General features: G+C 54.4%; 13 protein-coding genes. 8 read left to right on the top strand and 5 right to left on the bottom strand.

All coding sequences use genetic code 11. The annotated features are described in order from the left end of the window. Nucleotides 1–15 precede the first annotated feature (15 nt). Both smrA and F9C28_RS14770 read right to left on the bottom strand, forming a co-directional pair. On the bottom strand, nt 16–579 hold the full coding sequence (gene smrA, locus F9C28_RS14775; RefSeq protein ID WP_199016121.1) for a DNA endonuclease SmrA: 564 nt from the start codon (nt 577–579) through the stop codon (nt 16–18). A 94-nt stretch (nt 580–673) separates the two neighbouring features. Further along, a complete protein-coding gene (locus F9C28_RS14770) occupies nt 674–994 on the bottom strand; it encodes a hypothetical protein (protein WP_199016120.1) in 321 nt (106 codons plus the stop codon). Between the two features lie 577 nt (nt 995–1,571). Between F9C28_RS14770 and ogt the strand changes: the two genes are divergently transcribed. The 3 genes from ogt (at nt 1,572) to uspE (ending at nt 4,115) form a co-directional block, all read left to right on the top strand. Further along, nucleotides 1,572–2,087: a methylated-DNA--[protein]-cysteine S-methyltransferase gene (gene ogt / locus F9C28_RS14765; protein WP_199016119.1), complete on the top strand. Its 516-nt coding sequence runs from the start codon at nt 1,572–1,574 to the stop codon at nt 2,085–2,087. A gap of 174 nt (nt 2,088–2,261) precedes the next feature. Next, nucleotides 2,262–3,014 (top strand): fumarate/nitrate reduction transcriptional regulator Fnr, encoded by a 753-nt coding sequence (gene fnr, locus F9C28_RS14760; RefSeq protein WP_199016144.1) that lies wholly within the window; start codon nt 2,262–2,264, stop codon nt 3,012–3,014. A gap of 138 nt (nt 3,015–3,152) precedes the next feature. Beyond that, complete coding sequence (gene uspE, locus F9C28_RS14755) at nt 3,153–4,115, top strand: universal stress protein UspE (RefSeq protein WP_199016118.1); 963 nt, start codon at nt 3,153–3,155, stop codon at nt 4,113–4,115. Between the two features lie 76 nt (nt 4,116–4,191). Here the strand turns inward: uspE and pntB are convergent, their stop codons facing one another. Next, entirely contained in the window at nt 4,192–5,580 is a 1,389-nt protein-coding gene (pntB, locus tag F9C28_RS14750) for a Re/Si-specific NAD(P)(+) transhydrogenase subunit beta (RefSeq protein ID WP_199016117.1), read from the bottom strand. 10 nt (nt 5,581–5,590) lie between these two features. Next, nucleotides 5,591–7,120, bottom strand: coding sequence for a Re/Si-specific NAD(P)(+) transhydrogenase subunit alpha (pntA, locus tag F9C28_RS14745; RefSeq protein ID WP_199016116.1), 1,530 nt, complete (start codon nt 7,118–7,120; stop codon nt 5,591–5,593). 650 nt (nt 7,121–7,770) lie between these two features. Here pntA and ydgH point away from each other — a divergent pair. The 5 genes from ydgH to rstB all read left to right on the top strand — a co-directional run bounded on the left by ydgH (nt 7,771) and on the right by rstB (nt 13,185). After that, nucleotides 7,771–8,733, top strand: coding sequence for a DUF1471 family protein YdgH (gene ydgH, locus F9C28_RS14740; protein ID WP_199016115.1), 963 nt, complete (start codon nt 7,771–7,773; stop codon nt 8,731–8,733). A 187-nt stretch (nt 8,734–8,920) separates the two neighbouring features. After that, nucleotides 8,921–10,303 (top strand): amino acid permease, encoded by a 1,383-nt coding sequence (locus tag F9C28_RS14735; RefSeq protein WP_199016114.1) that lies wholly within the window; start codon nt 8,921–8,923, stop codon nt 10,301–10,303. Between the two features lie 21 nt (nt 10,304–10,324). Further along, the gene (gene folM / locus F9C28_RS14730) at nt 10,325–11,050 is read left to right on the top strand and encodes a dihydromonapterin reductase (protein WP_199016113.1); all 726 of its coding nucleotides are present in this window, start codon (nt 10,325–10,327) and stop codon (nt 11,048–11,050) included. A 90-nt stretch (nt 11,051–11,140) separates the two neighbouring features. Beyond that, on the top strand, nt 11,141–11,869 hold the full coding sequence (gene rstA / locus F9C28_RS14725) for a two-component system response regulator RstA (protein WP_199016112.1): 729 nt from the start codon (nt 11,141–11,143) through the stop codon (nt 11,867–11,869). Beyond that, entirely contained in the window at nt 11,869–13,185 is a 1,317-nt protein-coding gene (gene rstB / locus F9C28_RS14720; RefSeq protein WP_199016111.1) for a two-component system sensor histidine kinase RstB, read from the top strand. The genes rstA and rstB overlap by 1 nt, the downstream gene beginning before the upstream one ends. Nucleotides 13,186–13,286: 101 nt before the next feature. On the opposite strand, the gene F9C28_RS14715 is transcribed toward rstB, so the two are convergent. Further along, nucleotides 13,287–13,727 carry an Hcp family type VI secretion system effector gene (locus F9C28_RS14715; protein ID WP_332909423.1) on the bottom strand — a complete coding sequence of 147 codons (441 nt, stop codon included), beginning with the start codon at nt 13,725–13,727 and terminating at the stop codon, nt 13,287–13,289. Nucleotides 13,728–13,768: the final 41 nt, after the last annotated feature.

Raw genomic sequence — 13,768 nt, 5'->3', positions numbered from 1 at the left:
GTCGGGGCGCCAAAATCAGCGGCTGCGCCTGGCGTGGCGCTCGCGGTTATCCAGTTTGATACGGGCCGATTTTTTTAGCATCACATAGCATGCGCCGGAACCGCCCTGATGGGAGGGCGCCTGGCAATAGGCCTGTATATCATCGAACTCTTTTAGCCAGCGCGCCAGATAACTGCGCACGATATTAGCGTGGCTGTCGTCCTGCTTTCCCTTACCGTGCACAATCAGCAGACTACGCAGCCCGTCGCGGACGGCCTGGCGGATAAACACAAACAGCTGCTGGCGGCACTGCTCCACCGGCTGGCGAATCAGATTCAGGCTCCCCTGCTGCGGATACTTACCGAGGCGTAATTTTTCCAGCACCCCGGGCTGAACACCTTCCAGGTGGTACTCCAGCGGCTGACTCAGCGGCACAATATCCAGAAAACCGAGGGTCAGGACGTTATCCAGTTGCGTCAGGTCGGTGTTTCTGGGTTCACGGCTTTTCGGTTGAGGGTTCCAGCGGGTTGTCGCGACGTCCTTCAGCTGTTTTACGTCGCTGACAGCGGCGAGGAAGATATCTTTTTCCTCAGAATTCATCGGCTGCTCTCCACCGTTATTACTCAGAGGACGATACTATAACGATCTGCGGGCACTGGCTCAATGCCAGTGCCCGTGCGGTATTCGTGAGGTATCAGAGATTGCTGTTTTGCGGGCGATTCTGTAACTGATGGATAGTTGCGCGGGCATCAGCTAACTGCTGGGCCTGAAGAGAATCCCTGGCCAGTAAGGCTTTTTCCCGGGCGGTCAGATCATTGATAGTTTTTTGCTGGCTCTCAGCCTGCAATTGGGCAGCGATGCGTGCGGTATCCGCAGCAACATACTGATTATGATGCCAGAAGGCTGACCACCCCATTCCGCCAATCAGGGTTACAGCAAATAACCCGAGCAGAATTCGGTAACGGACGTCCGGGTCAGACCAGCCTAAACGATAACGATGGGATTTGTTCAACATAGGTACCTCCTGCGCCCTGGCGAGACGCGACTACAGCCGTTCTATTAGGAATTATCCTACCAATTTACGATTTTTTCAGGAATATACCAAAGAAAAAACGTTTCAGGGCACGTCAAATGTGCTGTAAATCTAATTTTTTCGGCATTCTGGTTAACCGCTGACCATATAATTTTGGTTTTTATCAGAAAAAAGTCTAATTAATCACGCGTATTATTGCTTTTCTGCATCAGCCTACAGCACATAAAGGCAAATAAATATTTAGCGCTATAAATGACAAGGTTATTTTCCCGCTGATAAATAATCATACCCGTAACTGTCATTATCGTTGCGTTTGTTAAACAACAGCTGAATAAAAGCTGTAACGCGGCACCAAACAATATTCGCAAAGGCTAAAAATAAACCAACAGATATTATATGACGTTGATTATTCATCTAAAAAACAATTACACACAGTTAACTTATTGTTTTTATTTTTGCTTTCATGTTGCCCTCCGCATGTTGCTCCCTACCCGACATTGTCTACCTTACTGGCACTGTGATATTGTCCGGCACACCTATTGTGACCGGATCCCGGAACATGCTGATCCTGCTGGAAGACACGATTCCCACCCCGCTGGGGCAATTACATATCCTTGCTGATGAACAACACCGCCTACGTGCTATTGACTGGCAAGATCACGACGATCGTTTAGAAAAACTACTTAAACAGCATTATTCGGCCAGCGAATTTCGCCGCGTTCCCAGCCAGAATCCCGGGGGGCTAAGCCATAAGCTCGCCGATTATTTTGCGGGTGATATCGCGGCGATTGATAACCTGCCAACTGCCACAGCCGGTACCCCCTTCCAGCGCGAAGTGTGGGACGCTCTGCGCCAAATCCCCTGCGGCCAGGTCATGCATTATGGTGAGCTGGCGGTGCAATTAGGCCGTCCCGGTGCAGCCAGAGCCGTAGGCGCCGCGAATGGCGCCAACCCGATCAGTATCGTGGTCCCTTGCCACCGGGTGATCGGCAGCCGCGGCACCCTCACCGGTTATGCTGGCGGCATTCAGCGCAAAGAATGGCTATTGCGCCACGAAGGTTATCTGTTGCTGTAATGCGATGGCGCAGGATCGGCGCATTTTCGCCGCGTGGATAAAATAGTGGGCAGGCAAAATCATTGTTTTTTTTACCACTGTTTCATTTTTCACTTATTGCCGTTTCAGCAGACTTACGCCAGCTACAAAAAGATGTTAAAATTGACCAATATCAATTACGGCCTGAGCAGATTTATGATCCCGGAAAAGCGAATTATTCGACGCATACAGTCTGGCGGTTGTGCGATCCATTGCCAGGATTGCAGTATCAGTCAGTTATGTATCCCTTTCACACTGAATGAGCATGAACTGGATCAGCTCGACAATATTATTGAGCGCAAAAAGCCAATCCAGAAAGGTCAGACCCTGTTTAAAGCCGGGGATGAGTTAAAATCCCTGTATGCCATCCGTTCCGGCACCATCAAAAGCTATACCATCACCGAACAAGGCGATGAGCAAATTACCGGTTTTCATCTGGCCGGGGATTTAGTGGGGTTTGACGCCATCGGTACCGGGCATCATCCCAGCTTCTCTCAGGCGCTGGAAACCTCGATGGTGTGTGAAATTCCCTTTGAAACCCTGGATGACCTGTCGGGTAAAATGCCCAATCTGCGCCAGCAGATGATGCGCCTGATGTCCGGGGAAATTAAAGGCGACCAGGATATGATCCTGTTGCTCTCCAAGAAAAACGCCGAAGAGCGCCTGGCGGCCTTTATCTATAATTTGTCGCGCCGTTTCGCCCAGCGCGGTTTCTCCCCCCGGGAGTTCCGTCTGACCATGACCCGTGGGGACATTGGCAACTATCTGGGGCTCACCGTAGAGACCATCAGCCGCTTGCTGGGCCGTTTCCAGAAGAGCGGGATGCTGGCGGTAAAAGGCAAATATATCACTATCGAGAACAGCGAATCCCTGGCACAGCTGGCGGGCCAGGCCCGCAGTATCGTCTGAGAAAAGACACCGTAACAGACCGGATTACTAAATCTTATTTTTTATTGATCCGGTATGTTCTCTCCCCCTGTTTCAATCCCGACATATGGGTTAATCTTTAATTACGAACTGTGGTTTACAGTTGTAAGGAGACCCTGTATGGCTAAATATCAAAATATGCTGGTGGCAATAGAACCGAATCAGGACGATCAGCCTGCTTTGCGCCGCGCGGTGTATTTGTATCAACGGATTGGCGGTAAAATTAAAGCCTTTTTACCTATCTATGACTTCTCCTACGAAATGACAACCCTGCTCTCCCCGGATGAGCGTACAGCCATGCGCAAAGGCGTCATTGCTCAGCGTACCGAGTGGATTAAAGAACAGGCCAAGTATTACCTCGAAGCCGGTGTGCCGATTGAAATCAAAGTGGTCTGGCACAACCGTCCGTTCGAAGCCATCGTTCAGGAAGTGAAAGACGGTGACCACGATCTGCTGCTGAAAATGGCCCACCAGCACGATAAGCTGGAAGCGGTTATCTTTACCCCCACCGACTGGCACCTATTGCGCAAATGCCCCTGCCCGGTCTGGATGGTGAAAGATAAACCCTGGCCGGACTCTGGCAAAGCCCTGGTGGCGGTCAACCTCGCCAGCGAAGAGCCTTACCATAATGCCCTGAATGAAAAACTGGTGCGGGAAACACTCGCCCTCGCCGACCACGTAAACCATACCGAAGTCCACCTTGTGGGGGCTTATCCTTCCACCCCAATCAATATCGCCATTGAACTGCCGGATTTTGACCCCTCGGTCTATAACGATGCCATCCGCGGGCAGCACCTGCTGGCCATGAAAGCGCTGCGTCAAAAATTCGGCATTGATGAGAAATTCACCCACGTGGAAAAGGGCCTGCCCGAAGATGTTATCCCCGATCTGGCTGAACATCTGGAAGCCGGGATTGTAGTACTGGGCACAATCGGCCGTACCGGTATCTCGGCTGCGTTTCTCGGTAACACCGCGGAACAGGTCATTGACCATTTACGCTGCGATCTGCTGGTTATCAAACCAAACGTTGACGAAACCCCGGATGAGTTTGACGACGAGGATGACGAAGAAGACGACGATTAATCCGTCGTGGTTGCCTCAGCCATAAAAAAACCGCCCGGTTATCACTCAGCGGGCGGTTTTTGTTATCCCGACGGGATCACAGGGCTTTCAGAATGGCCTCAACGGTCTCTTTCGCATCCCCGAACAGCATCTGGGTATTGTCCTTAAAGAACAGCGGATTCTGTACCCCGGCATAGCCGGTATTCATTGAGCGCTTAAATACTACCACGTTCTGGGCTTTCCACACTTCCAGAACCGGCATCCCGGCAATCGGGCTGTGTGGATCGTCCAGGGCCGCCGGGTTCACCGTATCGTTGGCGCCGATCACCAGCACAGTGTCGGTATCAGCGAAATCCTCGTTGATCTCGTCCATCTCCAGCACCACGTCATAAGGCACTTTCGCCTCAGCCAGCAGCACATTCATATGCCCGGGCAGGCGCCCGGCCACCGGGTGAATACCAAAACGGACGTTGATACCGCGGGCGCGCAGACGCTCAGTAATTTCCGCCACCGGATATTGTGCCTGAGCCACGGCCATCCCATAGCCCGGGGTGATAATAACCGAGGTGGAATTTTTCAGCAGCTCTGCGGTTTCTTCGGCATTGATCTCGCGATACTCCCCGACCGCTTCGTCACCGGTGGAGGCCACGCCGTCAGTGCCAAAACCACCGGCTATCACGCTGATAAACGAACGGTTCATCGCCTTGCACATAATGTACGACAGAATGGCACCGGAAGAGCCCACCAGCGCCCCGGTGACGATCAGCAGATCATTGCTAAGCATAAAGCCCGCCGCCGCCGCCGCCCAGCCGGAATAGGAGTTCAGCATCGACACCACCACCGGCATATCGGCACCGCCGATCGAGGCCACCAGATGCCAGCCAAACGCCAGCGCAATCGCCGTCATCAACAGCAGCGCCAGCACTTGCAGGCCGGTGCTTTCGGTACGCACGAAGATAACCAACAGCACAAAAGACACCACCAGCGCCGCCAGGTTCAGCTTATGGCGGTTAGGCAACATCAGCGGTTTTGACGAGATCTTACCGTGCAGCTTGCCATAGGCCACCACAGAGCCGGTAAATGTCACCGCACCAATAAAGATCCCGAGGAACACTTCGGTAAGATGGATATTTTCCATCACCGGCGCCATTCCCGGGGCGTGATCGATATAACTGTTGAACCCTACCAGCACCGCCGCAAGGCCAACAAAGCTGTGCAGAATGGCAACCAGCTCCGGCATTTCCGTCATTTCGACTTTTCTTGCCAGGCGAATACCAATCCCGCCCCCGATAACCATCGCGACAATGATCCAGCCGACATGACCGGCATCAGGCCCCAAAATGGTGGCAATCAGCGCGATGGCCATCCCGGTGACCCCCAGCAGGTTACCCCGCTTAGAGGTTTCATGACGGGATAATCCCGCCAGGCTGAAAATAAACAGGATCGCGGCAACAATGTATGCAGCTGTAACTAATCCTCCAGACATCTGTTACCCCTTAGTTCTTCCGGAACATTTTCAGCATGCGCTGAGTGACGGTGAATCCACCAAAAATATTGATACTGGCAATCAGTACGGCGATAAAGCTCAGGAAACTGACCCAGCCGCCGTGACCAATTTGCAGTAGCGCCCCGACCACAATAATCCCGGAGATGGCGTTAGTGACTGACATTAACGGGGTATGCAATGCGTGGCTGACATTCCAGACCACGTAATAACCGACCACGCAGGCAAGCGCAAACACGGTGAAATGGCCAAGGAACTCCGCTGGGGCAACATTTGCCAGGCAGCCAAACAAAATGATCGCCAGGGCGAACAGGGTATATTTCCGCCACGGCGACACCGGTGTTGCCGGCGCCTTTTCAGCCGGTTTACTGGCCGCGGCGGCTTGTGGCTGGGCCGAAACCTGAATCGGCGGCGCCGGCCAGGTTATCTCGCCGTGACGCACCACGGTAACACCGCGTACCACCACATCGTCAAAGTCGATAACCACATTGCCGTCTTTCTCTTTGCACAGCAGTTTCAGCAGGTTAACCAGATTGGTCCCGTACAGCTGTGAGGACTGGGTCGGCAAGCGGCTGGCCAGATCGGTATAGCCGATCACTTTCACCCCGCGTGGCGTAACAAACACTTCGCCCGGCACGGTATATTCGCAGTTACCGCCATTCTGGGCTGCCAGATCCACCACTACACTCCCGGGCCGCATGCTGTCTACCATTTCACGGGTGATCAGGGTGGGCGCCGGTTTGCCGGGGATCAGCGCCGTGGTAACGATGATGTCCACGTCCTGGGCCTGTTGCGCGAACAGGGCCATTTCAGCCTTAATAAACGCCTCGGACATCACTTTGGCGTAGCCATCGCCGCTGCCGGCCTCTTCAGTAAAGTTCAGCTCGAGGAACTCAGCCCCCATACTCTGCACTTGTTCTTTGACTTCCGGGCGGGTATCAAAGGCGCGCACAATGGCCCCGAGGCTACCCGCAGCGCCAATGGCCGCCAGGCCAGCCACCCCGGCCCCAATAACCATCACTTTGGCCGGAGGCACTTTACCGGCGGCGGTAATTTGCCCGGTAAAGAAACGGCCAAATTCATGGGCCGCTTCAACAATGGCCCGATAACCGGCAATATTTGCCATCGAGCTTAATGCGTCCAGTGACTGGGCCCGGGAAATACGCGGAACAGAGTCCATCGCCATTACGCTAATGTTACGTTCAGCCAGTTTATTCATCAGTTCCGGGTGTTGGGCCGGCCAGATAAAGCTAATTAATAGTGCACCCTCTCGCATTAATTCTATTTCTTGCGGCTCTGGTGCATTCACTTTAAGAATAATATCGGATTGCCAGACATCCGCGCTGTCTGTCAGCGTTGCCCCGGCATCAGCAAATGCCTGGTCATCAAAGCTGGCCAGCTTTCCGGCCTGGTGCTCTACCGCTACGGTAAAACCGAGCTTGAGCAACTGCTCTGTGGTTTTTGGCGTCGCCGCAACCCGGGTCTCTCCGGCTAGCCGCTCTTTTGGTACCCCAATACGCATAACGTGTCCCTTCCATCGGATTTTATAGATGGTTAAAGCTTATCCTGGATTGCTATAACCGGCAGGCTATAGCGAAACATAAACAAGCAAACTGTTTAGCCTCAGAAAAACGCCTCTGTAACAAACTTTATATAACCTACTGAAAATAGCGATTGCGATCTAGTTCTCTACACCAACAATTATTACTTTCCTGGTAAAAAAGTATTGATGTGTGCTGAACACAGTAATTTTTGCTTATTTTCTTTTTAAAATGCCGATATTGCGCTCACTGCCGCAGATAAAACATGATTAATCACGCCACAAGCACAGATGATTAACAATATATTAACGCAATAATCTATCTGCTTAATACGTAATAGCGCTTAAGTGGGGTATTTTTTAGCATTTAGCAAAAAGTGACGCTAACTGCGGGTTATCTGCACAGTGATGTACGAAATTGACGCAGACAGTGCGGATAAATCAATGCATAATCATCCACTAATCGGGCAAACGCTGATACCCGATGAGCCCAGGCAACAGAGAAGACGACGCGCTTCCGGCTCACTGACCTCCGTCAGTCCGGCTTGCCGCCCGCCGCTTTGTGCCCCGGGCCATTCAGGGCATATTCGCACTAACAATAAAATTTTTGCGCAAGGCGAAGGACTATTTTTATGAAGCTTAAGAACACCCTTCTGGCGACAGCTTTACTGGCGACGACTGTGGCAGCATTCCCGTCGCTGGCGGCAACAGAGCTGACACCTGACCAGGCGGCTGCATTAAAACCCTACGATCGCATTACCGTAACAGGCCGCTTTAACTCTATTGGTGATGCGGTGAAAGCGATATCCCGCCGCGCTGACAGCATGGGTGCCGCCTCTTTTTACGTGCAAGACAGTAATGACTCTGGTAACGGTGGCAACTGGCGCGTCGTGGCCGACGTCTACCGCGAAAATGCCCCTAAAGCCGATGAGCAATCCTACCGGGTGATTAACGGCGTCACCGAACTTCCGAAAGAAAAAGCCTATGCGCTGGAGCCGTTCGACACCGTGACCGTTCAGGGTTTCTACCGCAGCCAGCCGGAAGTCAATGACGCTATCACCAAAGCGGCCCGGGCTAAGGGCGCGGCGTCTTTCTTTATCGTCCGCCAGGTTGACGCCAACCAGGGGGGCAACCAGCGCATTACCGCGTTTATCTATAAAGCCGATGCCAAACAGCGTGTCGTTCAGAGCAAAGAAGCGCTGATCCCCGCGGATTCTGACGCCGGGCGCGCGGCGCTGGCTGCCGGTGGCGTGGCGGCAACCAAGGTAGAGATCCCCGGCGTCGCCTCGCCTAACTCCCCGAGCGCCGATGTTGGCCGCTTCTTCGAAACCCAGTCAAATCAGCCAACCCAGGGTGGCCGTTACACTGTCACGCTCCCTGACGGCACCAAAGTAGAAGAGCTGAACAAGGCCGCGGCGGCGCAGATGGTACCGTTCGACAGCGTTAAATTCTCTGGCCGCTACAACAGCATGACCGATGTCTCCTACCAGGTGGCAAAGCGCGCCTCCCAGAAAGGCGCCAAGTACTACCATATTACCCGCCAGTGGCAGGAAAAAGGCGGCAACCTGACCATCAGTGCTGACCTTTATAAGTAATTGATCCCCTGTGCTGTACCGCCGCCGTGCAGAGGGCGGTACAGCGTATTCGCTGAATTTTATGCGACTTGTCATTGCATCCCCGCCTTTCACTCCGTAAAATCGCGCGCCACAGTATATGCCGCCATGGTTATGCGCTTTTGCAAAATAATTATGCTGATTTTCCCGTTAAGCACAGAGTGAAAATATGGAAAAGAAATTAGGTCTTGCTGCACTGACCGCCCTGGTACTGAGTTCCATGCTGGGTGCCGGTGTATTCAGCCTGCCTCAAAATATGGCTGAAGTTGCAAGCCCCTCCGCACTCCTCATTGGCTGGACGATTACCGGTGTCGGGATATTATTCCTTGCGCTGGCGATGTTGCTGCTCACGCGGCTGCGCCCGGATTTGGATGGCGGCATCTTTACTTACGCCCGGGAAGGCTTTGGCGAACTGATTGGTTTTTGTTCTGCCTGGGGATACTGGCTGTGTGCCGTGATCGCCAACGTCTCCTACCTGGTGATTGTATTCTCCGCCCTGAGCTTTTTCACTGATACCCCGCAGTGTCGCCTGTTTGGCGATGGCAATACCTGGCAGGCCATCGTTGGCGCCTCGGTACTGTTATGGGTAGTGCACTGGCTGGTGTTGCGCGGGGTACAAACCGCCGCCAGTATCAACCTGATCGCCACCCTGGCGAAATTACTGCCCCTCGGGCTGTTTATTGTGCTCGCGCTGCTGGCGTTCAGATTATCCACCTTCGAGCTGGACTTTACCGGTGTGGAGCTCGGGGTTCCGGTGTGGGCCCAGGTTAAAAACACCATGCTGATAACCCTATGGGTGTTTATCGGTGTTGAGGGGGCGGTGGTGGTTTCCGCCCGCGCCCGCCATAAAAAGGATGTTGGCCGCGCCACGCTGCTGGCGGTGGTCGCCGCGCTGCTGGTCTACCTGCTGGTTACCCTGCTGTCGGTGGGCGTGGTACCGCGCAGCGAGCTGGCAGAAATGCGCAACCCATCAATGGCCACCCTGATGGTGAAAATGATCGGCCCCTGGGGGGACGTTATCATCGCCGCCGGGCTGATTGTCTCGGTTTGTGGCGCTTACCTGAGCTGGACCATTATGGCGGCGGAAGTGCCTTTCCTCGCCGCCACACACCGCGCGTTTCCGCGTGTTTTTGGCCGCCAGAATAAAAACAATGCCCCGTCGGCCTCACTGTGGCTGACCAATATCAGCATTCAACTCTGCCTGGTGCTGATCTGGGCCACCAACTCGGATTACAACACCCTGCTGACCATTGCCTCTGAGATGATCCTCGTGCCTTATTTGCTGGTGGGCGCATTCCTGGTCAAAATGGCCCGCACCCCGGTGCAGAAATTTATCGGTATCGGCGCCTGTATTTACGGGATCTGGTTACTGTACGCCTCCGGACCGACACATCTGATGCTGTCCGTGGTGCTGTATGCCCCGGGCTTGCTGGTTTTCATTTATGCCCGTTATACTCACCGCCACGATATTCCACTGGCAGCCAGGGAAAAAGCGCTGATTGGGATTATCCTGGCTGTGGTGATACCGGCAACCTGGATGCTGATCCGCTAACCCCGGCATAAGGACAGGGTTATGGCTATTCAGCGTCTGCAGTGCCCGATTGTCATTACCGGCGGGGGCCGCCGTATTGGCCTCGCCCTCGCCAGCCATTTCCTCACCGCCGGGCAGGCGGTGATAGTGAGTTACCGCACCCGCTATCCTGAAATCGAACAACTGGAGCACCGCGGTGCGCTATGCCTGGCCGCCGACTTCAGTAGCGAAGCGGGTATCAGCACCTTTGCCGGGCAGGTCCGCGCCCGGGCTACCAAGCTGCGCGCGCTGATCCACAACGCCAGCCAGTGGTTGCCGGAGTCCCCGGACACCCCGCTGGCAACAACCCTGGCAACCATGCTGCAAATCCATGTCACCGCCCCCTACCTGCTTAACCACCAGTTAAGTGACCTGCTGTGTGGCCAGGGCCCGGCAGGGGCGGATATTATTCACTTTACCGACTATGTCACCGGGCGCGGCAGCGACAAACACATTGCCTATGCCGCCAGCAAGGCGGCGCTGGAGAATATGACCCTGTCATTTGCCCGTAAATTGGCGCCCGGGGTCAAAGTTAACGCCATCGCCCCGGCACTGATCATGTTCAATCCCGATGATGATGACGCTTACCGCCAGCAGGCGCTGGATAAATCCCTGATGAAAATGGCCCCCGGGGAGCAGGAAATTGTCGAACTGGTCAACTACTTGCTTGCCTCGCGTTATGTCACCGGCCGGACCCACCACGTGGATGGCGGGCGCCATTTACGCTAAGCGCCCTGCGGCACACGACATTTCCCGGGGATGCATAGCGCTTTTCGGAAGATACGTGTATGTTAGCCTTTTCCGTAAATCAGAAGTGTTATGAGTAAAATCGTTTTTGTTGAAGATGATCCCGACGTTGGCGCACTGATTTCCGCCTATCTGGGCAAACACGATATCGATGTGGTGGTGGAAAGCCGCGGTGACAATGCGGAAGCGGTGATCCTGCGCCAGGCCCCGGATCTGGTGCTGCTGGATATTATGCTCCCCGGTAAAGACGGCATGACCCTGTGCCGGGATCTGCGCCCGAAATGGGACGGCCCCATCGTACTGCTTACCTCACTGGACAGCGATATGAACCATATCCTGGCGCTGGAAATGGGGGCCAGTGACTATATTCTCAAAACCACCCCGCCGGCCGTGCTGCTGGCCCGTTTGCGCCTGCATTTGCGCCAGCATGAAGCGATGCACAACCAGGTAGTTACCGAGCCCCATGCCCTGAAACCCCACACCGCTGTGCGGTTTGGCACCCTGTGTATTGACCCACTCAACCGCCAGGTCACCCTGGGCGATGAAGTTATCACCCTCTCGACGGCTGACTTCGATCTGCTCTGGGAGCTGGCAACCCACGCCGGGCAGATTATGGATCGCGATGCGCTGCTGAAGAACCTGCGCGGCGTCACCTATGACGGGATGGACCGCAGTGTGGATGTCGCGATTTCGCGGCTGCGCAAAAAGCTGTCCGATAACGCCACCGAGCCCTACCGCATTAAAACGGTGCGCAATAAAGGGTACCTCTTTGCCCCCCACGCCTGGGAAAGTCAGCGCTGATGAAAAAGCTGTTTATTCAGTTTTACCTGTTACTGTTTGTCTGCTTTCTGGTCATGACGATGCTGGTTGGGCTGGTCTATAAATTCACCGCCGAGCGGGCCGGCCGCCAGTCTCTGGATGACTTGATGAAAAGCTCACTGTACCTGATGCGCAGCGAGCTGCGGGAAATCCCGCCCCGTGACTGGAATAAAACCATTAACGATCTCGATCTTAATTTGTCGTTCCAGCTCAATATTGAGCCCCTGAGTAAATTCAAGCTGGACCCGTCATCCACCCAGCGCCTGCGCGAGGGGGATATTGTCGCCCTTGATGACGAATACACCTTTATTCAGCGCATTCCCCGCAGCCACTATGTGCTCGCCGTCGGGCCAATCCCGTATTTGTTTTACCTCCACCAGATGCGCTTGCTGGATATCGCCCTGATCGCCCTGATCGCGATTTCGCTGGCCTTCCCGGTGTTTATCTGGATGCGCCCCCACTGGCAGGACATGCTGAAGATCGAAAACTCCGCCCAGCGCTTCGGTCAGGGGCACCTCGACGAGCGGATACATTTCGACAGTGCTTCCAGTTTTGAACGCCTTGGGGTGGCGTTTAACCAAATGGCCGACAATATCAATGCGCTGATCGCCAGCAAAAAGCTGCTGATTGACGGTATCGCCCACGAATTACGTACCCCGCTGGTACGCCTGCGCTACCGGCTGGCCATCAGCGATAACCTCAGCGAGGACGAAGCCCAGGCCCTGAACCGGGATATTGGGCAACTGGAGTCCTTGATCGAGGAATTACTGACTTATGCCCGCCTTGACCGGCCCCAGAATGAACTGCACCTCAGAGCCGTTGATTTACCGGTCTGGCTGGAGCAGCACACCGGTGATTTCCGGCTGGTAAATCCCCAGCGCGAACTGATCCTCGATGCCCCCGGCGACGGGGATTTTGGCCTGGTCGATGAGCGATTAATGGCCCGGGTCGTGGATAATCTGATCAACAATGCCCTGCGTTACAGCCAGCAGCGGATTCAGATCTCCCTGCGCCGGGAGGGTAACCTGGCCTGCCTGCAAGTGGACGACGACGGCCCTGGCATTCCAGAGGCCGAACGGGAGCGGGTATTTGAGCCTTTTGTACGCCTCGACCCGAGCCGGGATCGGGCCACCGGTGGCTGTGGGCTGGGGCTGGCAATAGTCCACTCTATCGCGCAGGCCATGGGGGGCCAGGTGAGCGTGTCGGCGAATGTTGCCGGTGGCGCCAGCTTCCGCTTTACCTGGCAACCGTTAACCCTGCCTGCTGAGCACGCCACCGTGGGGCTGCCGGCGGCATAATTGCGCGCTACTTAGCCGTTTTATTAGGGCTGAATAACTATGACAGGGTCTACGCCGAACCTCCGCAAGGAGGCAAATGCCTCCTCTGATTCCCTCCTTTATCAGGCGCAACAACGATCGTTCCATGCGTCACGATAGATAATATTTCCTTCGGTATACTTCCAGGTAATCGCCTCATAACGCAACTCGAGCGTTTCAAGGTGAGTACTACTCATACCGTTAGGTGACAGATATGGCGCAACCGTTGTGAACTTAACGTTTTCCAGAATGATATTGAAATACTCGGCCTCGATACCCGATTCCAGAATACGGTACATCTTGATTGTCGCTTTCTTCATGGTCCGGCCTTCGCAGACCGCGCGATACAGCAGTGGTGTTGTCTGGTCAAATTCTTTCACTATTGTGATGGGACGGTGAACGCGGGTACCGGTCAGTTTTCCCCTGCCTGGATCGACAGGAATAGTGACACCATGGGAGAATGATTTTAAGGAAGGTGCGAATAAGCAGGTCATTTCTTCCCAAGCTGACTCGCTGATTAAAATTTCGCGGATCTGGGCCGATTTTTTTCCCGCAAACACATCGA

This window comes from Shimwellia pseudoproteus, from assembly GCF_016415625.1.
Lineage (GTDB): Bacteria > Pseudomonadota > Gammaproteobacteria > Enterobacterales > Enterobacteriaceae > Shimwellia > Shimwellia pseudoproteus.
This window is presented reverse-complemented; position numbering and strand designations above follow the sequence as displayed.

Bases quoted from the DNA above. Each gene is read 5' to 3' on its own strand.
- pntB (WP_199016117.1), bottom strand. From the start codon at position 5,580: ATGTCTGGAGGATTAGTTACAGCTGCATACATTGTTGCCGCGATCCTG.
- rstA (WP_199016112.1), top strand. From the start codon at position 11,141: ATGAGTAAAATCGTTTTTGTTGAAGATGATCCCGACGTTGGCGCACTG.
- ydgH (WP_199016115.1), top strand. From the start codon at position 7,771: ATGAAGCTTAAGAACACCCTTCTGGCGACAGCTTTACTGGCGACGACT.
- F9C28_RS14770 (WP_199016120.1), bottom strand. From the start codon at position 994: ATGTTGAACAAATCCCATCGTTATCGTTTAGGCTGGTCTGACCCGGAC.
- F9C28_RS14735 (WP_199016114.1), top strand. From the start codon at position 8,921: ATGGAAAAGAAATTAGGTCTTGCTGCACTGACCGCCCTGGTACTGAGT.
- pntA (WP_199016116.1), bottom strand. From the start codon at position 7,120: ATGCGTATTGGGGTACCAAAAGAGCGGCTAGCCGGAGAGACCCGGGTT.
- fnr (WP_199016144.1), top strand. From the start codon at position 2,262: ATGATCCCGGAAAAGCGAATTATTCGACGCATACAGTCTGGCGGTTGT.
- uspE (WP_199016118.1), top strand. From the start codon at position 3,153: ATGGCTAAATATCAAAATATGCTGGTGGCAATAGAACCGAATCAGGAC.
- folM (WP_199016113.1), top strand. From the start codon at position 10,325: ATGGCTATTCAGCGTCTGCAGTGCCCGATTGTCATTACCGGCGGGGGC.
- smrA (WP_199016121.1), bottom strand. From the start codon at position 579: ATGAATTCTGAGGAAAAAGATATCTTCCTCGCCGCTGTCAGCGACGTA.
- ogt (WP_199016119.1), top strand. From the start codon at position 1,572: ATGCTGATCCTGCTGGAAGACACGATTCCCACCCCGCTGGGGCAATTA.
- rstB (WP_199016111.1), top strand. From the start codon at position 11,869: ATGAAAAAGCTGTTTATTCAGTTTTACCTGTTACTGTTTGTCTGCTTT.